We start from the raw sequence: 24,794 nt of genomic DNA, 5'->3' as shown, positions 1-24,794 counted from the left end.
ACCTTTTTCACATGCCCAGCGCCGGGGCTCGGACGGCGCTTTCGAAGGAGGACAATGAACTGTCCCATCATACAGATGCGGCCCCGCTTGATGCCGCAACCCCGGGTCTGCCCATGACGCAGGTCCCGACAGAACTGACAAGCGAAGCCCTGCTTGATCACATTCTTGCCTCGCTCGACAGCGACAAAGCCGAAGACATCGTCACCATCGACCTTCAGGGGAAATCCTCTGTGGCTGATTACATGGTGGTGTGCTCGGGTCGTTCGACCCGTCAGGTGACCGCGATCGCTGAAAAGCTGACCGCTAAGCTAAAGCAGCAGTTCGACCGCGCGTCGAAGATCGAGGGCAAGGATATGGGCGATTGGGTGCTGATCGACACGGGCGACATTGTTGTCCACGTCTTCCGCCCCGAAGTGCGCGAATTCTATCAGCTTGAAAAGATGTGGCTGCCCGCAGGCGAAGCGGCAAGCAAAGCTTAAATGCGTGTTCATGTCTGTGCTGTCGGGCGCTTGCGCAAAGGGCCCGAGCTTGACCTGATTTCCGATTATACCACCCGGTTTGACCGCACGGGCCGCGCCCTTGGGCTTGGCCCGTTGTCTGTGCATGAGGTCGAAGACCGCAAAGGCGGCGGCATGGCCGCCGAGGCCGGGTTGCTGGAACGTGCGATCCCCAAGGGCGCGCTGATCTGCACCATGGATGAGCGCGGCAAGGTGATGTCGTCACCTGATTTTGCCAATTTGCTGGGCCGCTGGCGCGACGAGGGGCGCGGCGACGTGGCCTTTGTGATTGGCGGTGCGGATGGCATCGACCCGGCCCTGCGCGCCAAGGCGGACACCAGCCTTTCGTTCGGCAAGATGGTCTGGCCGCATATGCTGGTGCGGGTGATGCTGTCAGAACAGCTCTATCGCGCGGCCTCCATTCTGTCAGGGGCGCCTTACCACCGGGCCTGAGGCGGTTGTATTTCGTGGCCCGTCGCGTAAGTAGAAATCAACTCTATAGAAGGCGCCCAAGATGACTGCTCCGAAACCTGTTGTTCTTTGTATTCTTGATGGCTGGGGTATTGGCGAAGATACCACCGCCAACGCACCGGCTTTGGCCAATACGCCCAATTTTGATGCGATCATGTCGAAAGGTCCCCATGCCAAGCTGATCACCCATGGTCCTAACGTTGGCCTGCCCAGCGGGCAGATGGGCAACTCCGAGGTTGGGCACACCAATATCGGCGCGGGCCGGGTGGTGGCGATGGATTTGGGTCAAATCGACCTGGCGATCGAGGATGGGTCGTTCTTTGAAAACGACGCCTTGGTCGATTTCATCGCCAAGGTCAAAGCGACCGGTGGCAAGGCGCATATCATGGGCGTGATTTCCGACGGCGGGGTGCATGGCCATATCGTGCATACTCTGGCCGCTGCCAAAGCGATTACCGATGCGGGCGTGCCGGTTGTGGTGCATGCGGTGACGGATGGGCGCGACGTGGCGCCCAAGTCGGCGGATGCGTATATGGCAGAATTCGTCTCTAAACTGCCGGATGGTGCCGAAATTGCCACCGTGACCGGGCGCTATTACGCCATGGACCGCGACAACCGGTGGGAGCGGGTTTCACTGGCTTATCACGCCATGATCAATGGCATGGGCGAAGAGGTGTCCGGCGCCGAAGAGGCCGTGGCCGCCGCCTACGCCCGTGGCGAAACCGATGAATTCATCGAGCCTTCGGTCATCAACGACCCCGACGGCGTGAAAGATGGCGACGGGTTCTTCTGCCTGAACTTCCGCGCTGACCGCGCCCGTGAAATTCTGCGCGCCATTGGCGAGCCGGGTTTCGCGGATTTTGAAACTGGCAAGCGCCCGCAACTGGCGGCGCTGTTGGGGATGGTGGAATATTCGGACGGACACAATGAATATATGACCACCGCCTATCCCAAGCGCAAAATCGTCAACACGCTGGGCGCATGGGTTGCCAAGAAGGGGCTAAAGCAGTTCCGTCTGGCCGAGACCGAGAAATACCCTCATGTCACCTTCTTTTTGAACGGCGGCGTTGAGGTGCCCGAAGAGGGCGAAGACCGGTTCATGCCAAAGTCGCCCAAGGTCGCGACCTATGACCTGCAGCCCGAGATGAGCGCGCCCGAGGTGACCGACAAGTTCGTCGAGGCCATCGAGGCTGGCTACGACATGATCGTGGTGAACTATGCCAACCCCGACATGGTCGGTCATACCGGTGATCTGAACGCCGCGATCAAGGCCTGTGAGGCCGTCGATCAGGGCTTGGGCAAAGCCATCGCCGCTTTGGAAAAGGCCGGTGGCGCGATGATCGTGACCGCCGATCACGGCAACTGCGAGATGATGTTTGACCCCGAAACCGGCGGGCCGCACACCGCGCACACGCTGAACCCGGTGCCCGTGGCCTTGGTTGGCGGGGCCGAGGGCGCGCAGCTGCGCGATGGGCGGTTGTCAGATCTGGCGCCGACAATTCTGGCGCTGATGGGGCTGGACAAACCCGACGAGATGACCGGCGAAAGCCTGATCGTCTGATGCGGATCTGGGCCTCAGCACTTGCAATCTGGGCCGGGCTGGTTTTGCCCGCGATGGCCCAGACCGATCCGGTGTTTGAGGCCCGCCGCGCGGCACAGCAGATCGACATGGCTGGTCTGGCCCTGCAAGACGCGAAAGGCGCGCAAGACCGTGTTGCCGCGCTGACGCAAACCGTGCGCGCCTATGAATCCGGTCTGGTGGCTCTGCGCGAAGGACTGCGCCGCGCTGCCATCCGACAACAGGCGATCCAACTGGAACTGGACGCCCGCCACGAAGAGGTCGCGCAGCTTTTGGCGGTGTTGGTGACGATGGAACGTTCGCCCGAAACGCTTTTGTTGTTGCACCCTTCCGGGCCGGTCGGCACAGCGCGTTCCGCCATGGTGTTGGGCGAGATCACCCCGGCCCTGCAGGCGCGGGCTGAGGCGCTGCGCAGCCAGCTGGAAGAGGTTGCTCTGCTGCACGATTTGCAGGTGAATGCCGAACAAACCCTGTCTGACGGGCTGCAAGGGGTGCAAACCGCCCGAACCGCATTGTCGCAAGCTATTTCAGATCGCCGCGACTTACCGCAACGGTTTGCGGCTGATGCAGACAAGCTTTTGCAGCTTTTGGAAAGCTCGGACACGCTTGAAGCCTTTGCAAGCGGCCTGACCGGGTTAAGTGCCGACGACGCGCTTCCGCCGGCGAGCAATGGGTTTGATCAAGCCAACGGCGCCCTGCCCCTGCCGGTTCAGGGCGTGGTGCTGCGCAAGTTCCAAGAATCCGACGCCGCCGGAATCACGCGTCCGGGCATGTTGTTGGCCACCGCCCCGCAAGCCCTGGTCACGACCCCCGACGCCGCGACGATCCGTTATTTGGGGCCTCTGCTGGACTATGGCAACGTGATCATTCTGGAGCCCGCAGGCGACACATTGCTGGTTTTGGCCGGGATGGATCAGGTGTTTGGAAGCGTCGGTCAGGTGTTGCCACCGGGCGCACCTGTCGGATTGATGGGAGGTATTGACCCAAAAGTGACCGCAAATGGCGCCAATCTCTCAGAAGGCGGTGGTAGCGCGCGCACAGAAACGCTTTATATAGAGTTGAGAAAGGCCAACACCCCCGTGGACCCGGCCCCGTGGTTCCGTGTGAGGAAGGAATAAATTGCCATGAAGAAATTCGTGATGGCCGCCATGGGCGGCACCCTTGCAGGCGCGATCCTGACCACGCAATTCGCCGGTCCGCTGATCGCCCAGCAGGCGGAAAAGACAAGTTCTGTCTATGAACAGCTGGACCTGTTTGGTGACATCTTTGAACGCATCCGCGCGCAATATGTCGAAGAGGTCGACAGCGCCGATCTGATCGAGGCTGCAATCAACGGCATGCTGACGTCTTTGGATCCGCACTCCAGCTATCTGCCGCCGAAAGATTTCGACGACATGCAGGTGCAGACCCGGGGCGAGTTCGGCGGGCTGGGCATCGAAGTGACGCAGGAAGAAGGCTTTGTGAAAGTCGTCTCGCCGATCGACGACACACCGGCTGATGCTGCGGGCATCGAAGCGGGCGATTTCATCACCCATGTCGATGGCGAAAGCGTGTTGGGCCTGACGCTGGACCAAGCCGTGGAAATGATGCGCGGCCCGGTGGGCAGCGACATTATCATCACTGTGGTGCGCGAAGGGCTGGACGAGCCCTTTGATGTGACCATCACCCGCGACACCATCAAGCTGACCGCTGTGCGCTCACGCGTGGTGGGTGACACGGTTGTGCTGCGCGTGACCACGTTCAACGATCAGACCTATCCCAATCTTGCGAAAGAGCTGGAAGAAAGCATCGAAGAACTGGGCGGCGCTGACAATGTGAACGGTGTGGTTTTGGACCTGCGCAACAACCCGGGCGGCTTGCTGACTCAGGCGATCAAAGTGTCGGATGCGTTTCTGAATGCCGGAGAGATCGTATCGACTCGCGGCCGCAACCCGCAGGACAGCGATCGGTTCAATGCGGTCGAAGGCGATCTGACCGGCGGCAAACCGATGGTCGTTCTGATCAACGGCGGGTCGGCCTCGGCGTCCGAGATTGTGGCAGGTGCGCTGCAGGATCACCGCCGCGCCATCGTGGTGGGCACCAAGAGCTTTGGCAAAGGCTCGGTTCAGACCGTCATGCCGCTGAGCGGCAATGGTGCGATGCGCCTGACCACGGCGCGCTATTACACCCCGTCAGGTCGGTCGATCCAGGCCTTGGGCGTTTCGCCCGATATCGTGGTCGAACAGCCCCTGCGTCTGCCCGCTGATGCAGAGACCGAGGAAGAAACCACGCGTCGCAGCCGCTCGGAAGCGGACCTGCGCGGCAGCCTGGATAATGACTCGATGACCGAAGACGAGCGCAAGCAAGCTGAAGAAGAGCAAAAGCGCGCTGAAGAGGCCGCCGAGCTGCGCGAGGACGACTATCAGCTGGCCTATGCTGTCGACATTCTGAAAGGTCTGTCGGCCCTGGGCGGCGCACAAGACTAAGCCAAGGGGGCAGCGCCTGCCCTCCCGCTGGGAGGAACTGGCGCTGCCCGGTTCGCTGCGCGAACCGCACCACCAAGTGGTTACGGACGAGAAAAATGACCCCGCAAGACACCACCCAATTGCCCTATCGCCCCTGTGTCGGTGTGATGCTGATGAATGCGAAAGGCGACATTTTCGTCGGTCAGCGCAAGGATTCCGAGGTTGCCGCGTGGCAAATGCCGCAGGGCGGGATTGATCCCGGAGAAGACCCTTCTGACGCCGCATTGCGGGAGTTGTGGGAAGAGACCGGCGTGACCGGTGATTTGGTGGAAGTTGTCGGGCAGACCGCGGACTGGCTGTTTTATGACCTGCCCGATCATCTGGTTGGCAAGGTCTGGAAGGGCAAGTATCGCGGGCAAAAGCAGCTATGGTTTTTGATGCGGTTCAAGGGCGACGACAGTCAGATCAACATTGAAACCGACCACCCGGAGTTTTCCGAATGGGTCTGGTTGCCCGCCGATCAGCTGGTCGACAACATCGTGCCGTTCAAACGCGATGTTTACGCCGCTGTCGTCGACAGTTTCAAAGGTGACCTTTGCGCGGTTTAGCCGCTGCACTGGCGCTGTGTGCCACGCAGGCGCAGGCGTTGAGCTGCGTGCCCGCTGACCCCGTCGCCAGCTATGTTAAGGCGCGCGACAGCGAAGAAGTCTATGTGGTGGTGCGCGGCTCGTTGAGCGGGCGGCCAGATTTGCCGGCTCCGGACCTGTCGGATAACGCCCCGGAAAGCAGCCTCTATACATCACATTTTCAAGGGTATCGGATCGCGACCAATGGATTCACGGTGCTGTTTGAGACTCGGGTCGAGGTAACCGAACTTTGCTTTGCGGTGTGGTGCGCGCATGTACCCGATCAAGACGATGCGGTCATGTTTTTGCGTCAGACAGAAACGCCGGCAGGGTGGGCGCTGATCGAAGGCCCCTGTGGTGGAAACGTGTTTTCAAACCCCTCGGATGAGATGATCAAAGACCTGACCCGCTGTGCCCGGGGCGGGCCTTGCGAGCCGGAATTCCGTCGCTAACTTTTCAGCAGTTTCAACAGCTCTTGCGAGGGGTAGCCATCGGGCGTTACGCCCTTGGATTTCTGAAACTCGCGAATTGCGCTGATCGTATTGGGGCCAATGATGCCGTCGATCTTGTCATCCAGAAATCCGGCGCGGGTCAGTCGACGCTGCATCTCTTTTTTCTGTTTGAACGACAGGGGCGCATAGCCGCGTGGCCAACTGGCCTGAATCTCAGGCCCGCCGCCAATGCGATCCGCCAGATGCCCGACGCCAATCACATAGGCATCGGCAACATTATAGCGTTCAATCACCGCGAAGTTCTTGAAGATCATGAAGGCCGCGCCTTGCGATCCGGCGGGCAGCAGGATCGAGGCCGCGCCGTAATTGCGCACCGTACGCCCGTTCATATCGCGCACGCCCAGCGCGCCCCAATCCGAGGGCATCTTTTGAATCTTGCGGCTGGCCAAACCATAGTTGAAGCCCTTGGGTAGTTTAACCTCAACCCCCCAAGGTTGCCCCGTAACCCAACCGTGACGGGCCAGATAAGCGGCAGTCGAGGCCAGTGCATCAGTGGGATTGTTGCTCCAGATATCGCGCTTACCGTCACCGGTGAAATCAACGGCATAGGCCAGATAGCTGGAGGGGATGAACTGCGTATGCCCCATCGCCCCTGCCCAGCTGCCCTTCATCTTGCGCACGGGCACGTCGCCCGCCTGAAGGATTTTCAAAGCGTCAATCAGCTGTGCTTCAAAGAACTTGCCGCGCCGCCCATCAAAAGCCAGCGTCGCCAGGGCCTCGATGGTGGGGATGTCACCCTTGAACTCTCCATAGGCGCTCTCAAGCCCCCAAACGGCCGCAACGACTTCTTTGTCTACCCCGTATTTGGCTTCGATCTTTTCAAGCGTTCGGCCATGGTCGCGCAGGGCTTTTTGGCCGTTTTTCACCCGCGTCGGCGAGGCGGCAGAATCCAGATAATCCCAAATTTGCTTGGTGTATTCAGATTGATGCCGGTCTTTGGCGATGACATCTGTGTTGTACCTGATGTTGGCAAAAGCAGTGTCGAACACACGCGGGGAAATACCCTTGGCCAGCGCACGACCCCGAAAGCCATCAATCCAACGCTGAAAGGCACTGTTTGAGGTGCTGGTTTCAACCACTGCGGCGCCTCCGGTGGTGGGGCGCGGCGGTGGAACGGCACTTGCCAGACGCGCGACCTGCACGCCTTCGGGGCGCGGTTTCGGTATCGGAGAACTATCCATCCCCGCCAAGGCCACGCCCGGTATCATCAATGTAACAAGGCCCAAGGCCTTTACCCACTTCACCATGAAATCGACCTGTTTGCCCGTTTATTGTTGGGGTGATTGTAGCGCGGTGCGAAACAATCTCAAAGCCGATCCTTTGAATTTGAGCGATTCAGCGCCGGGTGCGTTTGACCTTGCGCTTGGTCTTGGCCGCTTTGGCCTTGCCACGGGCCACCTTGCGGCGGGGTGCGGTGCCCGGGCGGCGGCGGTTGCCGCGCGGCGGCGCTTTGCCATCAATCTCAAGCAGTTCCAGCAGCAGACCACCCGTTACCGGCACCGCTTCGGACAGGCGCACTTTGGCCCGTTGCCCGATGCTGATTTCAAACCCGGTGTCGGCCCCCCGAAGGCTTTGGCTCTCCTGATCGTAATGGAAATATTCATTGCCCAGCTCGCGGATCGGCACCAAGCCATCCGCGCCGGTTTCGTCCAGTTTCACGAACACCCCGAACCGCGCGATACCGGCGATCCGACCGGCAAATTCATTGCCGACCCGATCCGCCATATAGGACGCCAGATAGCGGTCGGTCGTGTCGCGCTCGGCGGTCATGGAGCGGCGCTCCGTATCAGAAATATGGGTGGCGGTTTCTTCCAACTGCTCCACTTCTTCGTGGCTCAGCCCGTCTTTGCCCCAATCATGGCCTGAAATAAGCGCGCGGTGCACAACCAGATCAGAGTAGCGTCGGATGGGCGAGGTGAAATGCGCGTAAGAACGCAGCGCCAACCCAAAGTGGCCATAGTTTTCCGGCGTGTAATAGGCCTGCGTCATCGAGCGCAGGGTGCTGATGTTAATCAGCTCGGAAAACTCGGACCCCATCGCCGCGTCCAGCAGCTGGTTCAGATGCTGGGTTTTCAGCACCTGCCCTTTGGCCAGATTAAAGCCGCTGGCCTGCGCGACCTCGCGCAGCGCGTCCAGCTTTTCGGGGCTGGGTTCTTCGTGCACGCGGAACAGCAGCGGGCGGCGCAGTTTGGTCAGCTCTTCGGCGGCGGCGACATTGGCCAGAATCATGAACTCTTCGATCAGCCGGTGCGCATCCAGCCGGTCCTTGAACGCGACCGAGGCCACCTGCCCGTCATCATCCAGAATGATGCGGCGTTCAGGCAGGTCCAGATCCAGCGGCTGACGCGCAGCGCGGGCTTTCTTGGTGGCCTCGTAGGCGCCATAGAGCGGCTTAAGAACATCGTTCAGGAAAGGTTCGGTTTTTTCGTTAGGCTTGCCGTCAACCGCCGCCTGAACTTCTTCGTAATTCAACGAGGCCGCAGATTGCATCAAGCCGCGCACAAAGCGGTGGCGCAGCTTCTGGCCTTTGCTGTCCAGCACCATGCGCACAGCGATACAGGCGCGTGGCACACCTTCGTGTAGCGAACACAGATCGCCCGACAAACGGTCGGGCAGCATCGGCACAACGCGATCGGGGAAATAGGTCGAATTGCCCCGCTTGCGTGCCTCGCGGTCCAGCGCCGAGCCGGGGGTGACGTAATGGGCCACATCGGCGATGGCGACCCAAACGACCCAGCCACCCTCGTTCTTGGGGTCGTCGTCGGCATGGGCGTAACAGGCATCATCGTGGTCGCGCGCATCGGACGGATCAATCGTGATCAATGGCATGTCGCGCAGGTCTTCGCGGCCTTTCATGCCTGCCGGTTTGGCGGCGTCCGCTTCGGCGATCACCGCATCGGGGAAGGCATCGGGGATGCCATGCTGATGAATGGCGATCAGCGACACCGCCTTTGGCGCTGAGGGGTCGCCCAGCCGTTCGACAATCCGCGCCTTTTGCAGGCCCAGACGATTGCGCGGCCCGGCCTGTTCGGCCTCGACCAGCTCGCCATCTTTGGCGTCCAGCGTCGCACCGGGGGCGACCTGCCATTCCTTGTCCGAGCCTTTGTCGACAGGCACGATCCGCCCGCCTTCGGCCCCTTTGCGAAAGACGCCAAGAATGCGCTGCGGGTTGGTGCCGATGCGACGGATCAGGCGGGCCTCGTATTGATGATCCTCGCCCTTCACCTCGGTCAGGCGGCCAAGGATACGGTCGCCCTTGCCCAGCGCCGGATCGCTGGCTTTGGCGACGAACAACACGCGGGGGCGTTCGCCCTCGCCATGCCATTCCAGCGGCCGCGCCATGATATCGCCGTCGCCATCCGGCCCTTCGATCTGCAGCACCGACACGGGCGGCAGTTTATCGGGGTCACGATAGGTCTTGCGACGCTTTTGCAGATGCCCCTCGGCCTCCAGCTCTTTGAGCACGCGCTTTAGGTCAATCCGCGCCGCCCCCTTGATGCCAAAGGCTTTGGCGATATCGCGTTTCGAAGTCAGGGTGGGATTGTCCGAGATCCATTCAAGGATCTGGTCTTTGGTCGGGATCTGGCTCATGCGTTTTGGGTAACACGCGACGGCGGCGGCGTCTTGCTAAAACCGCAGCTCCATATCGCGGTGGGGGATGCCAGCGTCGGGGTATTCTTCGCCGTAAGCCAAAAAGCCCAGGCTTTCGTAAAATCCCAGCGCGTGGGTCTGCGCTGAAAGATACGCGCGGGTGATACCCGGCGTGGCGCGGAAATGATCAACAGAGGCCTGCATCAACCGCGCGCCCAACCCGGTGCCGCGCGCCGATTTCACCACGCAGACGCGGCCGATCTTGCCGGTCTCTCCCTTACGGATCAGCCGCGCGGTGCCCACAGGCACACCATCAACCGTGGCCAAAAGATGGATCGCCTGATCATCCAGATCGTCCATCTCGTCGGCCTCGGACACGCCCTGTTCTTCAATGAACACAAGGCGCCGCAGGGCGTGGCAGGCCGCCAGATCATCGGTTATGCCGATCCATTCGCTCATGCGAAATAGTCCTGCAGAATGCGGGTATAGATCGCCTTGAGCTGTTCGATCTGCGCGACTTCAACACGTTCATCGACTTGGTGCATGGTTTTGCCAACAAGGCCGAATTCAACAACCGGGCAATGGTTTTTCATGAAGCGCGCATCCGAGGTCCCGCCCGAGGTGGACAGTTCCGGCACGCGCCCGGTTTCAGCCTGCACGGCGTTGGCGACCAGATCGACAAAAGCCCCCGGTGGGGTAACAAAACTGTCGCCTGAAACGCTGATTTCTGTCGTGATCTGTACGCCCATTTCGGCGCTGATCTGATCCACCTGCTGCTGCAACCACGCGGTCAGGCTGTCTGGCGTATGCGCATCGTTGAAGCGGATGTTCACCGTAGCGCGGCAATCTGCCGGGATCACGTTAGTGGCAGGGTTGCCGGTGTCAAAGGTGGTCACCGCCAAGGTCGACGGGTCAAAGTGATCGGTGCCTTCGTCCAGTACATGGCTGGACAGGCGATCCATCAGCCGAGCCAACGCCGGAACCGGGTTCAGGGCGCGGTGCGGATAGGCCACATGCCCCTGCACCCCTGTCGCGGTAAAGTAAGCTGTCAAAGAGCCACGCCGACCGATCTTCATCATCTCGCCCATTTCATTGGGGCAGGTGGGTTCGCCGACAAGGCAAACGCTCATGGCTTCTTGCTGGTCGGCCATCCAATCCAGCAAGGCAACGGTGCCGTCGGTGGCGGGGCCTTCTTCGTCACCGGTGATGGCCAGAATGATCGCGCCCTCTGGTGGGGTGTCACGTACGAAATCCACCGCGGCAGCAGCAAAGGCCGCAACGCCTGATTTCATGTCGGTGGTGCCGCGCCCATACATGACGCCATCAACCACATTGGCACTGAAGGGCGGTTGGCTCCATGCGGCGGCGTCGCCGACAGGCACTACATCGGTGTGACCGTTGAACCCAAAACTGCGCGCCTCTCCCTTGGCCCCCCAGCGGGCATACAGGTTGGCCGTTTCGCCGCGATCGACGCGGGTGCAGTCAAACCCAGCCTGCGTCAGCACATCCTGCAACAACACCAACGCCCCGCCCTCATCAGGCGTGACCGAAGGGCAGCGGATCAATTCGGCGGTCAGTTGGACAGGGTCGGTCAAGTTTGGCTCCATTCGCTTACTACGTCAGCGTTATCCCCACCTCCCCGCGGGTGCAACGTTGCCAAGGGGTAACATTTCAGGGGCGGCTTCGAAATCACCAGTTAACAGATCGGGGTTTTTCGTGCATTTTCAGGAACAAATATAAAAAAGTCCCGAGGCAGGGCACCGAGCAGTATAAAACAGGACCTCCGCACAAATGCGGAGAGCTGCGCGTTGCTTCCCCGGGCTGGGGCAAACGATGGCGGAAGCATACAAACTCCAGATTGATACCAAGGCCTCGACTGAGGATACGGCAGACGTCACCTTTGGTGGCGGTGTTGAGGGCATTGATGCACCCCATACCGGGCCGTGTACAGCGTCGGGCATCTATCGTGATGGGGATTACATTGCGGCGGACCTGACCCCGGCGGGTGATGGCGTGATTCTGTCCACGGGCAAGGCCAAGGATGCCGCCAACATGAACCGTGCTCCTTATCGGGGCACCGATACCGCAGACGGCGATGGCCCCGCCGCACATGGCCCCCCGCGCCGGCTCGAAACCCAGGCGCTTATGGGCAGGGTGGTGGGCTGATGGCCTGGATCACGCTCACCGATGTCCCGACCATGGGCGACGACACAGCGCCCATCGTGGCGCGGTTGCTGGCCCCGTTTGACAAAGGTTTGGCGGCAGATCAGCTGTTGATGTCAGGCAGCCTGTATCTGGAGGCCGAGATCGGGCGCTCTGACGATACGGAACACACGTTGTTCGTGCTGCATCGCAAAGCCGATGTGACCAGCCATATTTCGGTTCAGATGTGCGAGGACGGCACCTTGGTCTTTGCACGGCGTCTGGGGGAACAACATCAGCAGGTCAGCCTGCGCCCCACCGCGGGGCGCCCGCAGGATGGCTGCATGCGGTTTACCATTTCATGGGATTGCGCTGCGCGTATCGGGGTTTTCTCGGTAGAGTTCAGCAGCTGCGGGACCATCCATCAAAAAGAGTTTTCCGATCCGCTGCCATGGTTGCACGCGGATATCGAGGCGTTGAACCGGCGCAGCGCTCAGGTTGCGTTTGGCCCTGCCCTGCGCTGTCTGGGCCTGTCAGATCAACAAGAGCCCGTCGCGATCATGCCCAGTTTCGCCGCTGGAACGCCCGTGCTTACGCCTGACGGGTTCAAACCTGTTGAATCACTGGCGCCGGGCGACACGGTTCTTACCGGCGATGATCTGGACCCCATGACCATCGGGTCCGTCTGCACACGCGACGTTCCGGCGCGCGGTCGCTTTCAGCCAATTCGACTGAACGCCCCTTATCTTGGGCTGTGGCAGGATGTGCTGGTTGCCCCGGAACAGCGCATCTTGATCACCGGCGCAGAAGTCGAGTTCCTGTTCGGTCAGGAGGCCGTTCTGGTGCAGGCCTATGACCTGCTGCACACCGGGTTCGCGATCACGGCCCCGGTCGGCTCGACGTTCCGGTATCATCAGATCATTCTGGACCAACATGCTATGTTGCATGTCGCGGGCGCGCAGATGGAAAGCCTGTTTATTGGCCACTTGCGCGATTCACCCGAGCTTTTGGCGACGACAGTGCTGAAATCTATCCCGCCTGACGTGCTGCCAAGCCATAACAAACTGGCTTTTCCGTCGCTGCGCGATTATGAGGCTATAATGCTGCGCGCGGCTTTGCTGAGCCGATAAGCTTCTTAACAGACGGACCCACACTCTGGTCACGCCATGAAAAAACTGCTGCCCGCGCTCTGTGCGCTCTTTTTCTCGCTGATGCCGCAGGTTTCCTCGGCCGAAGAACTTACCGTTGTTACGGTTGAGCGGCCGCCGTTCTCGACCATCGAAAGCGGCCTCCAGTCCGGCTTTAGCATCGAGCTGTGGGAGGCCGTCGCGAAAGAGCTGGACCACACAACGACCTATCAGGTGATGGACAGTTTCTCGGGCATGCTGAACGCGGTTCAGGCTGAGGATGGCGCCGATTTGGCCGTGGCCAACATCTCGATCACCGCACAACGTGAACAGGTCATGGATTTCAGCCACGCCATCTTTGAAAGTGGCCTTCAGATCATGGTGCCACGCGGCGGCGAAGACGTGGTGATCTGGGATGCCCTGTTTTCACGTGATCTGCTGTTGGCGATCGCCATCGCTTTCCTGTTGCTGTTTGGCGGCGGTATGCTGATGTGGCAATTCGAGCGCGACAAGCAGCCTTACTTTGAACTGCCGGCGCGTCAGGCCTTGTTTCCATCGTTCTGGTGGGCACTGAACCTTGTGGTGAATGGCGGCTTCGAAGAACGCCAACCGCGCAGTTTCTTTGGCCGCATCTTCGGCGTGATCCTAGTGGTGTCGTCCTTGTTTGTCGTGTCGGTCTTCGTTGCGAAAATTACCGCTGTAATGACCGTGGATGCGATTCAGGGGTCGGTGAATTCCGTCAACGACCTGTATGGCAAACGGGTCGGAACCATCGGAGGGTCGACCAGCGCGGCCTATCTGGAAGATCGCGATCTGGATTTCGCCAGCTTTGAAGACCTTGATGCCCTTGTCATCGCCTTTGAAGAGGGCAAAATGGACGCCGCCGTTTTTGATGCGCCGGTTCTGGCGTTCTATGCCTCGCATGAAGGGCGCGACGTGGCGCAGATGGTCGGCGCACCATTCCGGCGTGAAAGCTATGGCTTTGCGTTGCCATCAGGCAGCCCGCTGGTCGAGCCCATCAACCGGGTGCTGTTGCGGTTGCGCGAAGACGGTACCTATGACCGTTTGCATCGCAAGTATTTCGGACGGGCGATGTAAGTTATCCCTTGAGGACCGACTGGATGGCCATCAGCAGTTCGCTTGGCTGCGTACAGGTCACATCAGCGCGCGCATATTCGGCTTCCGTCCCATATCCCCAGGTCACGGCCACTGAGGGCAGGCCCAGCTCTTTTGCGGCGTCAAAATCGTGGTGCCGGTCGCCGACCATCACCGAAGTTTCAGCTGTCGCACCGGTCAGGTTCAGGGCGTGTCGCAGAACCGCGGTTTTGGAGTTCCGGCTGCGATCCAGCGACGCGCCGCACGTTTCATTCAGATAGGTATCCAGCCCGAAATGCGCCGTGATCCGGCGCGCGAAAACCTCGGGCTTAGAAGTCGCAAGGCACATGCCATGCCCGGCGTTCTGCATCTGATCGAGCGCCGCAGGGATGCCGGCATAAACGGTATTTTCGAACAGGCCCACGGTTGCGAACCTTTCGCGGTAGTAAGTCACCGCCTGATCGGGGTCGGCAACGCCCAGTTGGCTAAAGCTGTCCACCAAGGGGGGGCCAATCATCCATGTCATCCCGGTCGGGTCGGGTACAGGAAGGCCCAGCTTTTGCAACGCATAGATCGCTGATTGAATGATCCCTTCCTGCGGGTCAGTCAGCGTACCATCCAGATCAAGGAAGATCATTTCCAGCGCTTTCTTCCCCATCAAAGAACGGCGTGAACTGCGCCACGATCACGGCGTTTTCTTCCAAGGCGCGTTGCATCAGCGCGTCTTCTTCGGGGTCGATTTCATGACCTTGTTCAATACGGTCCTGACGTGTGCCGTAACCGGTTACATCCAGCGGCGAAAGATCGGCCTGCTTTAACACGGCGACGGTTTCGCGCACGGCTTCGGCCTCGTCTACACCGGTGGCGAAACACATCAGCGCGCCGCCCGTGGCATCATCTGGCAGGCCATCGTCCTTGTGGCGACCAACCTGAACAACCAAGGTGAACACCTGTTGCGGTTTTTTCTTCTTCTTTTCCATAACCCGGGCCTTATCGCGCCCGGTTGGCGAAGGTCAAGTCAGCCGGTCAGACCGACAGGCAATTCCCTCAGAAATAATTTGATTCAAATGCCATTCATCCGTGCATTTCACGGCAAGGAATTGGAAGGAACTTCCGAGCTAAAAAATCGGTGTCCCGTTGGCTTTCGCCAGTCTTGCGCGGGGCGCTCTGGTTATCGGTATTCGGGATTGTGGCATGGCAACTGCTTCGGAACTAGCAATCAACACTTCTGCCAACGCGGATCAGATGGCCGAGGCCATATTTGGCAACGGCGTCACCGTTGTCAGCGCGACCTATTCCGGGGATGACAGCTCCTCTGGTATTTATACTGGCGCTGAGACCACCATGCCGGGCGTCGCACCTTCGGACGACGGGGTTATTCTGTCGACCGGTCATGCCAGTTCGGTCACCAACGCGTCGGGGGATGTAAACACCTCTTCTGGGACCAGCACCAATACCACCGGTGCGAACAATGACGCCGATCTGAACAGCGTTGCAGGGTTCACCACCTATGATGCCTCGATACTTGAGGCGACCTTCGTCCCCGATGGGGACGTTCTGACCATGCAGATTGTGTTTTCTTCGGAAGAGTATCTGGAATACGTCGGTTCGGGCTTCAACGATGCTGTTGGCATCTGGGTCAATGGCGTGCAGGCCGAACTGATTGTGGGGGACGGGTCGGTCTCGATCAACAATATCAACGACGCCAGCAATTCCGATCTTTATGTCGACAACGCCTCAAGCGATGACAACTACAACACCGAAATGGATGGGTTCACCGTCACCTTGTCGCTAAAAGCGCCGGTCACCCCCGGTGCCGAGAATACCATCAAGATTGGCATCGCCGATGCAGGGGATTCGTCTTATGACAGCAACCTCTTCATCGCCGGGAACAGCCTTCAAACCGTCGTCATCGCCGAGGATGACGAATACGACATTTGGGCCAACGGCCAAATGACCATCGACGTGCTTGAGAATGACAATCATGACACGGGCGGTACGCTTAGCATTACCCATATCAACGGTCAGGCGGTCGCTGCGGGCGATACGGTGGTTTTGTCGACCGGGGTCGAGCTGACGCTGACAGCAGATGGTGAAATCCAAGTGCTGGGCGATGATCAGGCCTCGGAGTCGATCTTCACCTATACCGTCACCGACGGGCTTGGAAATTCGGACGTGGGCTATACCACAATCAACACTGTGCCGTGTTTCCTGGCTGGAACAGTCATCGACACGGCGCGCGGCCCCTTGCGGATTGATGATATTGCGCCCGGGGATCTGGTGCTGACCCGCGACCATGGCTATCAGCCGGTGCGCTGGGCAGGCCGAAAAAGTCACGAATGCTCTGATCGCACCGCACCGGTTCAGATTGAATCCGGCACTTTCGGGCTGCACGGCAAGCTGGTGGTTTCACCCCAGCACCGAATCCTGATCGAAGGCCCAAAAACCGAACTTTTGTTCGCCACCCCCGAGGTTCTAGTCAGCGCCATTCATTTGATCGGGCACGCTGGTGTGCGCCGATGGCCAAAGGACCGCACGGTAACCTATGTGCATCTGCTGTTTGACCAGCATGAGGTACTGCGCTCCAACGGTATCTGGAGCGAAAGCTACCTGCCGGGCCCGCAAACCATGCCCGGGTTTTCATCCGAGGTGCAGTCGGAACTCTGCGAAATCTTTCCGCAGCTCGATCCGTTGACGGGTGAAGGCTATGGCAAGGCAGCCCGAATGTGCCTGAAACGGTTCGAAGCAATGGCTTTAGTCGCTTGAATTTGAGCCGATTTCTGAAGCTCTCTTGCTTCGGAGTAGCTTTATTAAATCCAGCGCATCGCCTTTCGCCGGTGTTGCGGAGAAGTCGAGAGGCTCCATCCCAATCTGATTTGCAACCGCATCACAGAATGCGTTTAAATCTGAGAAAAAATTGTACACTTCTGCACTCGGCCACGTCCTTGGCTGCCGGGGTTTTCGAAGCGTTGGAACATCGCGGTGCGCAACAAGCTTGTTCCTAGAATGATCAATCCGGCCTCTATATTTGACCAATCTTCTAGCGAGTTCAGAAACTTCGTCGCTAGATTTTTCCAGAGATTCAAGGCTGTTCTCTATATGCTCCACGGTAAGATTGCGATTGCGCCCATTGTCAGCACGTTCGGTCAAGCGCCCTACCTGAACCACATGATATTCCTGAGAAATCACACTGTAGTCGTGGAAAAACCATGCTGCGCTTTCCCGGAGAACCTGATCAACTTCATCTCCTTGATCGAATAGTGCCTGATGCGTGTTGAAAACGACACGGCACCAGACACATTCATCTCTGAAGGCACTGAAGTCCCCCCGGAGCACTTCAAGTTCGTCAGTCACGCAGCAGCTCGTTGATGCCGGTTTTGCTGCGGGTGCGTGCATCCACCCGCTTCACGATCACTGCGCAATACAGGTTGATGCCATTCTTCGAGGGCATCGAACCGGCAACGACCACCGAATAGGGCGGCACTTCGCCGTACATCACTTCGCCGGTTTCGCGATCAACGATCTTGGTCGACTGGCCGATGAACACGCCCATGCCGAGAACCGAGCCTTCGCGTACGATGCAGCCTTCGACCACCTCGGACCGGGCACCGATAAAGCAGTTGTCTTCGATGATGGTGGGGCCTGCCTGCATCGGCTCAAGCACGCCGCCAATGCCCACACCGCCCGACAGGTGCACGTTCTTGCCGATCTGGGCACAGCTGCCAACGGTGGCCCAAGTGTCAACCATGGTGCCTTCGTCAACATAGGCGCCTAGGTTCACGAAGGACGGCATCAACACCACACCGGGCGCGATATAGGCGGATTTACGAACCACGCAGTTCGGCACGGCGCGGAAACCGGCCTCTTTCCACTCGGGCGCGGCCCAGCCTTTGAACTTGCTGTCGACCTTGTCCCACCAGCCCGAGCCTTGCGGGCCACCGGATTGTTCTTCCATGTCCTTGATGCGGAAGCCCAGCAGAACGGCCTTTTTGGCCCACTGGTTCACATGCCAATCACCGCTTTCCAGTTTCTCGGCCACACGCAGGGTGCCGCCATCCAGCGCGGCCAGCGTGCTTTCGATGGCGTCGCGGGTTTCGCCAGTGGTGGCGGGGGTGATGGTATCGCGGGCCTCCCAGGCGGCCTCGATCGCGGCTTCAAGCTGTGCGTTGGACATGAGCGTTTCCTCAATTCATGACTGGCGTCGTTGGGGGTGAGCCTATAGCGTTTGCCGCGCACCAGCGCAACGATTGCTAACAGGTTAAAAGGACGCGTCATGAACGATCTAGGTCGCCGTATCTTCCCAAATGCTCAGCAGGACATCGAAACCTGCCGCGAAACCCCGGATACGCCGCAAACGCGCTCGCCCGCGTATAAGCTGGCATTTGCCGATGACGCGTTTCTGTGCCGCGATGAAATGCGCGCCGTGCGTTTGCAATTGGAGCTGATGAAGCCCGACCTGCTGATGAATGAAGCCGGGATTGAAAGCACCGTGGTGCTGTTTGGCGGCGCCCGCATCCCCGAGGCCGCAAAACGTGACACCGCCCGCACCCAGACACTGGCCGATCTGTCGAAATACTACGAAGAGGCGCGCGAATTTGCCCGGCTGATGACCGAACGCTCGATGGCTGACGGCGGGCTGAAGAACGTGATCGTCACCGGCGGCGGCCCCGGCGTGATGGAGGCCGGCAACCGCGGCGCGGCGGATGCGGGCGGCAAGTCCATTGGCTTGAACATCGTTCTGCCGCACGAACAGGCCCCCAATGCCTTTGTCACGCCCGAGCTGTGCTTCAACTTCCACTATTTCGGCATCCGCAAAATGCATTTCCTGCTGCGGGCCAATGCCATCACCGTCTTCCCCGGCGGGTTCGGCACGATGGACGAGCTGTTCGAGGCCCTGACCCTGATCCAAACCGACCGCATGAAACCCGTGCCCTTCCTGCTGTTTGGCCGCGAATTCTGGGAGAAAATCATCAACTGGGAGGCCCTGGCCGACGCCGGTACGATCTCGCCAGACGACCTGGACCTGTTCCACTTCGTCGAAACAGCCGCTGAGGCGATGGAGATTATCGACAACTGGCCCGGTTAACTCATCCGGCGCAGATGGCGGCGCAGGATATCGCAGGCGGTGCCTGTGTCGCCGCGTTTCAGCGCGGACAGGATCGCGCGGTGGTCGTGGTCGGTGCGTTGCTCCCAATCGTTGCTCCAATGGGCAAACAACTGGCGGGCGGCGGCAATATGCAAGTCGTCGATCGCGGCCATCAGACGGGGCATTTTGCAGGGTTCCAGAATTGTGCGGTGAAAGGCGCGGTTTTCGACCTCCCACGTGTTGATGTCCTGAGCGGCGTCGCAGGCGACGCGCGCAGCCTCGGCGCGGCGCAGCACATCCGGGCTGAGGCGCGGCCCGGCGTTTTGCAGCGCGATGACCTCTAGCGCGACGCGCATTTCAACGATTTCGCGGTGTTCAGATGGGTCAAATTCGGCCACGCGCACGCCCCGGCGCGGTTGGCTGTTGGCCAAGCCATGAGCGACCAGCATCAGCAGAGCTTCGCGGACGGGCACATGGCTGGTGTCAAATTCCTGCGCGATATGATCCTGACGCAGCTTTTCGCCTGCGGCCAGTTCACCGGTCACGATCCGGCGGCTCAGCGCCTCGTAGATGCGGTCAGAAATCGTCTGCGTCATAGATTATAGATAAAATGACGCGCAGGCGTCACGCAAGCGGTTACTCAGCGGCGGGGCGCGGCGCACGTACTTTGCGCTGACGTTCCGAGGCCGATTTCAGCTGCCCACAGGCGGCCATGATGTCTTCGCCGCGCGGGGTGCGGATGGGGCTGGCATAGCCGGCGCGATAGACGATTTCGGCAAAGGCTTCGATGCGGTCCCAATCAGAACGTTCATAGGGCGAGCCGGGCCACTCGTTGAACGGAATCAGGTTGATCTTGGCGGGAATCCCACGGATCAGCTTTACCAGACGACGCGCATCTTCGTCGGAATCGTTCACGCCTTTCAGCATGACATATTCAAACGTGATCCGTTCCGAATTGCTGGCCTTGGGATAGGCGCGCAAGGCATCCAGAAGCGTTTCGATGTTCCATTTCTTGTTGATCGGCACCAGCTTGTCGCGGGTTTCATCCTGCGTTGCGTGGAAGCTGACAGCCAGCAAGCAGCCGATTTCCTGCGCGGTGCGGGCGATCTCGGGGACCACGCCACTGGTCGACAGGGTGATACGGCGGCGGCTCAGGCAGATGCCTTCGGGATCCATGGCGATCTGCATCGCGTCGCGCACGGATTCAAAATTATACAGCGGCTCGCCCATTCCCATCAAAACGATGTTGCTGACCAGACGCGGGCGGTCAGCGGGGCCTTCGCCTGGTTCGGGCCATTCGTCCAGATCGTCGCGCGCCATCATCACCTGACCGATGATTTCAGCGGCGGTCAGGTTGCGCACCAGACGTTGGGTGCCGGTGTGGCAAAAAGAACAGGTCAGTGTGCAACCGACCTGCGAAGAAATGCACAGGGTGCCCCGATCCGTTTCGGGGATATAGACCACTTCGACCTCATGCCCGCCGGCGATCCGCACCAGATATTTGCGCGTCCCATCCGCCGAAACGGTTTTGGTGACCACTTCGGGGATTTCGATAACGAATTTCTGCTCAAGCATGGCGCGATAGGCTTTGGACAGATTGGTCATCGACGCAAAGTCACGCACACCTTTTTGGTAGATCCACTGCCAAATTTGCCCGACCCGCATTTTGGCCTGCTTTTCCGGCGTTCCCGCAGCGATCAGCGCGTCGCTCAATTGCACGCGAGTCAGGCCGACAAGATTGATCTTGTCGGACTCGGGCATTTTACGTGGGATGGTCACAACATCCTGCGTGATGGTCATCTGACGCGCCTCCGGGTGGGGTTAAGCCGCGTTCTCTATAGGATTCGGAGGCTCAAATAAAGCTTAACCGTTGCAAAACTTGGCCGCCTGTTCGCTTGCGGCGGTGAAACCCAAAAGCGAAAACTTATCCTTGGTGATGGTGCCGCGCGCGGAACGCCCGGTCAGAACGGCATCCTTGCCACGTTTCATGGCTGCGATGATTTTGGCGTCATCTGTCGCAGAAGCCGCCCAAGCATATTCACCATCGGTGAACATATCGAACTTGGAATCACCGATTTGCAGGGATACCGAGGAATCAGGTGCGAAAGGATAGCCCCCTGTGAAAGAAACCTCTCCTTTGACACCGCTATTCGGTCGATAGCTGATGAACAACAGGATATCCCCGCGTCGCACCGCCTTGATCCGCCCATTTGAATCCGTGTTGACCGTTTCACTAGGAACCGCCACGCCCCAGCATTCAGTCGGTGCGGCGGGTGGATCGGCAAACACGTTCCAGTCGGTCTCAACAGCAACGCGGTTGGTGGACTCCTGCGCAAAAGCGCCAGTCGTCATCACAGCCAGCATCCCGGCCACAAAACCGGTTTTCACAGTAAACGTCATATCTTTTACAGCCTCCAGCTGCGTTTTGCCTCTTGCCTGCGCTCGGGTTCTGTTTTCCCGGTTTTTTCTAGTGGCGCGGCAGTTTTCAACTCGATAGGTGGAGATTAACGTAAAACAGCCGATTTGTGGAAGCCCTGTTGGCATAAAATCGCCCAATGTGAAGGAGTGCCCAATGCTGAGCCCCGTTGAAATGGTTGAATTGTGGCGCGGCCCATTCCGGGAATCGGTCCACAGCGGTCATGCTGTGATCTGCGGCCCGGGTGGGCAGATCGTTCAGGCTTGGGGCAACCCTGATCAGGTGATCCTGCCGCGTTCATCGACCAAGATGATTCAGGCCCTGCCGTTGATCGAAAGTGGCGCGGCCAAAGCATTTGGCCTGACACAGCAGCAACTGGCCTTCGCCTGCGCCTCGCACGAAGGGGCGGCGCTGCACAGTCAGATGGCGACGGATTGGCTGACGTCGCTGGGTTTGGGCGACAAAGACCTTCTGTGCGGGCCAGAAGCCCCGCGCGACCGCGAAGCCAAGTTCGCGATGATCCGCGCCTATGAAAAGCCCTGCCATATCCACCATAATTGTTCCGGCAAACACTGTGGGTTTCTGACGCTTGGCCAGCATCTGAACGTCGGGCCGGAATATGTGGAGCCGGACCATCCGGTGCAACAGGCCGTGCGCGACGCGTTTGAGCATGTCACCGGGATGGAGTCCCCCGGATTTGGCGTGGATGGTTGCTCGGCCCCGAATTTCGCGACAACCGTGCACGGATTGGCGCGCGCGATGGCGTATTTCGCATCGGCCGGTGCGGGGGACGGGCGGTCGCGTGCAGCAGCGGCGTTGCGCGACGCGATCATCGCACATCCCGTCCATGTGGCAGGCGAGGGCCGGGCTTGTACCCGCCTGATGCGCGCCTGCGCAGGGCGTGCAGCAGTAAAAACCGGGGCTGAGGGCGTGTTCACCGCCATCGTGCCGGAAAAAGGCTTGGGAATCGCGGTAAAGATCGTTGATGGCACCACCCGCGCATCGGAAAGCGCGATTGCGGGCCTGTTGGTGCAGGCCGGGGTGTTGGACCCGACCCACCCGGATGCGCGCCGCTATTTGGACACCCCGCTTAAGAATGCGCGGGGCACCGAGATTGGACGGATGCGCAGTTTGCTGGGCTGATTACATCTCGTGCACTTGGGCGACTTCGACGTTGCCAGTGCCATCCTTGACCATCGGGCAGTTCTTGGCTTGCGCGCAGGCGGCCTCGATGCTGTCAGCCTTGATGACGGAATAGCCCGATACCGGGTTGACGCCGCCATTGTCGACCACACCGTCGACAGACACCGTATAGGACTGCCCCACCGGGGCGCCGGGGACCTCTACATCGTCGCCCATGCCGGCAAACCATGCGGTCCATTCGGCCATGATCTTTTCGCCCTCTTCCGGGGTCTCGGGTGATTTGCCACCGTGATAGATGAAGACATAGCTGGGCATCGTATTTCTCCGTGTTGGTTGAGGTTACTTTGCAAGACGTTCCAGGCCAGCAAGGGTCGAGGCCCAGCCTGCCAGATGCCGTTCCGCGGCTTCTCTGTTGCTCAGATCAAGGTGTTTCACTTCCAAGCGCGCGCCGGTGGGTGTGCCCGAGACGGTAAACACAACATGGCTTTCGTCGCCACGCTGGTCCTGTTCATCATGCCACGCCCAGGTAAAACCAACGCTCTTTGGCGCGTCCACATGAGTCACCTGCCCAGAGAGCTTGAACCTATCGCCGCTGTCGCGTCCGATCATGTGGCAAATCCATGGGCCGGTTTTGGTCAGGTCCATTTCGATCTTCTGGATAAGCACGGCTTCGGTTCCAAACCACTGCGACAGATGTTCGGGCATCGTGACCAGATCGAACAGCTTTTTGGCGGAAATCGGGTATTCGCGTTCAAGACGCAGGTCAGTCATTGTCGGGCTCCAAATTGGCAACAAGAGCGTCCAGCCGATCAAGGCTGGCCTCCCAGAATTTCCGTCGGTTGGTGATCCAGTCGTCGATGGCCATCATCGACTCGGGCCGCAGTGCATAAATGCGGCGCTGGCGGTCGACCGTTTGCGTCACTATTCCGGCCTCACGCAGCACTTTCAGGTGCCGCGACAAGGCCGGGGCCGAGATCGGCGCAACATCCGACAGGTCCCCCGCGGCCTGCGCGCCGTCCCGCATCAGGCGTTCGACAATGGCAAATCGAGTCGCGTCGGACAAAGCGGCAAACGTGGTGGTCAAATCGGTCATGGGGAGACCATGCACCGATTCTTTATTTCCACAAAGCGTTAATTAACCTTTGTGCTAATTAATTGATGAACTCATCTGCGCCATAGCCTTGAACGTACAAAAGCGCCGTCAGATCGCCGTGGTTGATGCGAATGTCACATTCCGCCGCGACCGAGGGTTTCGCGTGCAATGCCACGCCAAACCCAGCCAACCCAAGCATGCCCAGATCGTTGGCGCCATCTCCGACGGCAACGACGTCTTCCCGGGAAAGGCCAAGACGCGCCGTGATGTCATGCAGCGCTTCGACCTTGGCTTCACGGCCAAGGATCGGGTCAGCCGCCTTGCCAGTCAGCTTGCCGTCTTCGATCAACAGGGTGTTGGCGCGGTTTTCGTCAAACCCCAGCATCGCGGCGACTTTGGCGGTAAACGCTGTGAAACCACCCGACACCAACGCCGCGTAAGCGCCATTGGCTTTCATCGTGGCAAGCAAGGTCTTGCCTCCGGGCATCAGCTGAATGCGGGTATCCAGAACCTGTTGGATCACGCTTTCGTCCAGCCCTTTCAGCAGACCAACGCGTTCACGCAAAGCACCGTCAAAACCCAGCTCGCCATTCATTGCACGGGCGGTGATCTCTTTGACATAGGCGCCCACACCGGCCTCCTCGGCCAGTTCGTCGATGCATTCTTGTTGGATCATGGTGCTGTCCATATCGGCCAGCAGCATCTTCTTGCGGCGCCCCTTGGCCGGAACAACAACCAGATCAACTCCGCGAAGCTGCAGGTCTTCCCAGACGTCCCACTTGTTTGAGGGCTCGGCGTCCAGATCAAACTCTGCCGCAATACCCTGCGCCAGCCAGCGTGCCTCGCCGCCACCCCAAGCGTTGCGCAACGCCTCAACCGAGGGCGCATCCAGCACCGGATTGCCGGGATTGGTCAGCATGACAGCAACAAACATGTGGGGCCTCCGAATTGGTCGCACGCCCCTTAACGCAG

At 59.6% G+C, this 24,794-nt stretch carries 28 protein-coding genes; 13 read left to right on the top strand and 15 right to left on the bottom strand.

What is annotated here, in order from left to right; all coding sequences use genetic code 11:
- Positions 1-113: 113 nt before the first annotated feature.
- The 7 genes from rsfS (at position 114) to ATO10_RS06875 (ending at position 6,069) form a co-directional block, all read left to right on the top strand.
- Entirely contained in the window at positions 114-479 is a 366-nt protein-coding gene (gene rsfS, locus ATO10_RS06905) for a ribosome silencing factor (protein ID WP_035249898.1), read from the top strand.
- The gene (gene rlmH, locus ATO10_RS06900; RefSeq protein ID WP_035249731.1) at positions 480-950 is read left to right on the top strand and encodes a 23S rRNA (pseudouridine(1915)-N(3))-methyltransferase RlmH; all 471 of its coding nucleotides are present in this window, start codon (positions 480-482) and stop codon (positions 948-950) included. It begins immediately after the preceding gene.
- A 61-nt stretch (positions 951-1,011) separates the two neighbouring features.
- Positions 1,012-2,529, top strand: a complete 1,518-nt coding sequence (gene gpmI, locus ATO10_RS06895; protein ID WP_035249729.1) for a 2,3-bisphosphoglycerate-independent phosphoglycerate mutase — start codon at positions 1,012-1,014, stop codon at positions 2,527-2,529.
- Entirely contained in the window at positions 2,529-3,665 is a 1,137-nt protein-coding gene (locus tag ATO10_RS06890; RefSeq protein ID WP_035249727.1) for a murein hydrolase activator EnvC family protein, read from the top strand. The genes gpmI and ATO10_RS06890 overlap by 1 nt, the downstream gene beginning before the upstream one ends.
- A gap of 6 nt (positions 3,666-3,671) precedes the next feature.
- Positions 3,672-5,012, top strand: coding sequence for a S41 family peptidase (locus ATO10_RS06885; RefSeq protein ID WP_035249724.1), 1,341 nt, complete (start codon positions 3,672-3,674; stop codon positions 5,010-5,012).
- A 95-nt stretch (positions 5,013-5,107) separates the two neighbouring features.
- Positions 5,108-5,599 (top strand): RNA pyrophosphohydrolase, encoded by a 492-nt coding sequence (locus tag ATO10_RS06880; RefSeq protein ID WP_035249722.1) that lies wholly within the window; start codon positions 5,108-5,110, stop codon positions 5,597-5,599.
- Entirely contained in the window at positions 5,587-6,069 is a 483-nt protein-coding gene (locus ATO10_RS06875; protein ID WP_035249720.1) for a hypothetical protein, read from the top strand. Before ATO10_RS06880 ends, ATO10_RS06875 begins: the two co-directional genes overlap by 13 nt.
- Here the strand turns inward: ATO10_RS06875 and ATO10_RS06870 are convergent.
- The 4 genes from ATO10_RS06870 to dapE all read right to left on the bottom strand — a co-directional run bounded on the left by ATO10_RS06870 (position 6,066) and on the right by dapE (position 11,327).
- The gene (locus tag ATO10_RS06870) at positions 6,066-7,376 is read right to left on the bottom strand and encodes a lytic murein transglycosylase (protein WP_035249718.1); all 1,311 of its coding nucleotides are present in this window, start codon (positions 7,374-7,376) and stop codon (positions 6,066-6,068) included. The two genes, ATO10_RS06875 and ATO10_RS06870, sit on opposite strands and share 4 nt — an antisense overlap.
- A gap of 88 nt (positions 7,377-7,464) precedes the next feature.
- Positions 7,465-9,720, bottom strand: coding sequence for a ribonuclease R (rnr, locus tag ATO10_RS06865; protein ID WP_035249716.1), 2,256 nt, complete (start codon positions 9,718-9,720; stop codon positions 7,465-7,467).
- Positions 9,721-9,756: 36 nt separating this feature from the next.
- Entirely contained in the window at positions 9,757-10,179 is a 423-nt protein-coding gene (locus ATO10_RS06860) for a GNAT family N-acetyltransferase (protein ID WP_035249714.1), read from the bottom strand.
- Positions 10,176-11,327: a succinyl-diaminopimelate desuccinylase gene (gene dapE / locus ATO10_RS06855; RefSeq protein WP_202898648.1), complete on the bottom strand. Its 1,152-nt coding sequence runs from the start codon at positions 11,325-11,327 to the stop codon at positions 10,176-10,178. Before dapE ends, ATO10_RS06860 begins: the two co-directional genes overlap by 4 nt.
- 226 nt (positions 11,328-11,553) lie before the next feature.
- Between dapE and ATO10_RS06850 the strand changes: the two genes are divergently transcribed.
- The 3 genes from ATO10_RS06850 to ATO10_RS06840 are packed head-to-tail and all read left to right on the top strand — an operon-like array spanning position 11,554 to position 14,087.
- Positions 11,554-11,886, top strand: coding sequence for a hypothetical protein (locus ATO10_RS06850; RefSeq protein ID WP_035249710.1), 333 nt, complete (start codon positions 11,554-11,556; stop codon positions 11,884-11,886).
- Complete coding sequence (locus tag ATO10_RS15930; protein ID WP_051597991.1) at positions 11,886-12,992, top strand: Hint domain-containing protein; 1,107 nt, start codon at positions 11,886-11,888, stop codon at positions 12,990-12,992. Before ATO10_RS06850 ends, ATO10_RS15930 begins: the two co-directional genes overlap by 1 nt.
- A gap of 36 nt (positions 12,993-13,028) precedes the next feature.
- Positions 13,029-14,087, top strand: coding sequence for a transporter substrate-binding domain-containing protein (locus tag ATO10_RS06840; protein WP_035249708.1), 1,059 nt, complete (start codon positions 13,029-13,031; stop codon positions 14,085-14,087).
- A gap of 1 nt (position 14,088) precedes the next feature.
- Here ATO10_RS06840 and ATO10_RS06835 read toward each other — a convergent pair whose 3' ends face one another.
- Both ATO10_RS06835 and ATO10_RS06830 read right to left on the bottom strand, forming a co-directional pair.
- Positions 14,089-14,721 carry an HAD hydrolase-like protein gene (locus tag ATO10_RS06835; RefSeq protein ID WP_162174084.1) on the bottom strand — a complete coding sequence of 211 codons (633 nt, stop codon included), beginning with the start codon at positions 14,719-14,721 and terminating at the stop codon, positions 14,089-14,091.
- Positions 14,708-15,064, bottom strand: coding sequence for a hypothetical protein (locus ATO10_RS06830; protein WP_035249704.1), 357 nt, complete (start codon positions 15,062-15,064; stop codon positions 14,708-14,710). Before ATO10_RS06830 ends, ATO10_RS06835 begins: the two co-directional genes overlap by 14 nt.
- Positions 15,065-15,278: 214 nt before the next feature.
- On the opposite strand from ATO10_RS06830, the gene ATO10_RS06825 reads away from it, so the two are divergent.
- Positions 15,279-16,850 (top strand): choice-of-anchor L domain-containing protein, encoded by a 1,572-nt coding sequence (locus ATO10_RS06825; RefSeq protein ID WP_035249894.1) that lies wholly within the window; start codon positions 15,279-15,281, stop codon positions 16,848-16,850.
- On the opposite strand, the gene ATO10_RS16385 is transcribed toward ATO10_RS06825, so the two are convergent.
- Positions 16,839-17,438, bottom strand: a complete 600-nt coding sequence (locus tag ATO10_RS16385) for an AbiU2 domain-containing protein (RefSeq protein WP_155886707.1) — start codon at positions 17,436-17,438, stop codon at positions 16,839-16,841. The genes ATO10_RS06825 and ATO10_RS16385 overlap by 12 nt on opposite strands.
- A complete protein-coding gene (gene dapD / locus ATO10_RS06815) occupies positions 17,431-18,258 on the bottom strand; it encodes a 2,3,4,5-tetrahydropyridine-2,6-dicarboxylate N-succinyltransferase (protein WP_035249700.1) in 828 nt (275 codons plus the stop codon). The genes ATO10_RS16385 and dapD overlap by 8 nt, the downstream gene beginning before the upstream one ends.
- Before the next feature lie 99 nt (positions 18,259-18,357).
- Between dapD and ATO10_RS06810 the strand changes: the two genes are divergently transcribed.
- Complete coding sequence (locus ATO10_RS06810) at positions 18,358-19,170, top strand: LOG family protein (protein WP_035249698.1); 813 nt, start codon at positions 18,358-18,360, stop codon at positions 19,168-19,170.
- On the opposite strand, the gene ATO10_RS06805 is transcribed toward ATO10_RS06810, so the two are convergent.
- From ATO10_RS06805 to ATO10_RS06795, 3 genes are all read right to left on the bottom strand, one after another.
- Positions 19,167-19,766: a GntR family transcriptional regulator gene (locus ATO10_RS06805; protein WP_035249697.1), complete on the bottom strand. Its 600-nt coding sequence runs from the start codon at positions 19,764-19,766 to the stop codon at positions 19,167-19,169. The genes ATO10_RS06810 and ATO10_RS06805 overlap by 4 nt on opposite strands.
- Before the next feature lie 40 nt (positions 19,767-19,806).
- A complete protein-coding gene (gene rlmN / locus ATO10_RS06800) occupies positions 19,807-20,970 on the bottom strand; it encodes a dual-specificity RNA methyltransferase RlmN (RefSeq protein ID WP_035249696.1) in 1,164 nt (387 codons plus the stop codon).
- A 63-nt stretch (positions 20,971-21,033) separates the two neighbouring features.
- Positions 21,034-21,570, bottom strand: a complete 537-nt coding sequence (locus ATO10_RS06795; protein WP_035249695.1) for an invasion associated locus B family protein — start codon at positions 21,568-21,570, stop codon at positions 21,034-21,036.
- 172 nt (positions 21,571-21,742) lie between these two features.
- Here ATO10_RS06795 and ATO10_RS06790 point away from each other — a divergent pair, with 172 nt between their 5' ends.
- The gene (locus ATO10_RS06790; protein WP_035249694.1) at positions 21,743-22,729 is read left to right on the top strand and encodes an asparaginase; all 987 of its coding nucleotides are present in this window, start codon (positions 21,743-21,745) and stop codon (positions 22,727-22,729) included.
- Here ATO10_RS06790 and ATO10_RS06785 read toward each other — a convergent pair whose 3' ends face one another.
- The 4 genes from ATO10_RS06785 to serB are packed head-to-tail and all read right to left on the bottom strand — an operon-like array spanning position 22,730 to position 24,756.
- On the bottom strand, positions 22,730-23,044 hold the full coding sequence (locus tag ATO10_RS06785) for a YciI family protein (protein WP_035249693.1): 315 nt from the start codon (positions 23,042-23,044) through the stop codon (positions 22,730-22,732).
- 24 nt (positions 23,045-23,068) lie between these two features.
- Positions 23,069-23,500, bottom strand: a complete 432-nt coding sequence (locus ATO10_RS06780) for an SRPBCC family protein (RefSeq protein ID WP_035249692.1) — start codon at positions 23,498-23,500, stop codon at positions 23,069-23,071.
- Positions 23,493-23,822, bottom strand: coding sequence for an ArsR/SmtB family transcription factor (locus ATO10_RS06775; RefSeq protein ID WP_035249690.1), 330 nt, complete (start codon positions 23,820-23,822; stop codon positions 23,493-23,495). Before ATO10_RS06775 ends, ATO10_RS06780 begins: the two co-directional genes overlap by 8 nt.
- A gap of 58 nt (positions 23,823-23,880) precedes the next feature.
- Entirely contained in the window at positions 23,881-24,756 is an 876-nt protein-coding gene (gene serB / locus ATO10_RS06770) for a phosphoserine phosphatase SerB (RefSeq protein WP_035249687.1), read from the bottom strand.
- Between the last annotated feature and the right edge of the window lie 38 nt (positions 24,757-24,794).

It is taken from the genome of Actibacterium atlanticum, from assembly GCF_000671395.1.
GTDB lineage: Bacteria > Pseudomonadota > Alphaproteobacteria > Rhodobacterales > Rhodobacteraceae > Actibacterium_D > Actibacterium_D atlanticum.
Note: the sequence above shows the minus strand (reverse complement) of the source record. Positions and strands in the feature narration are given on the sequence as shown.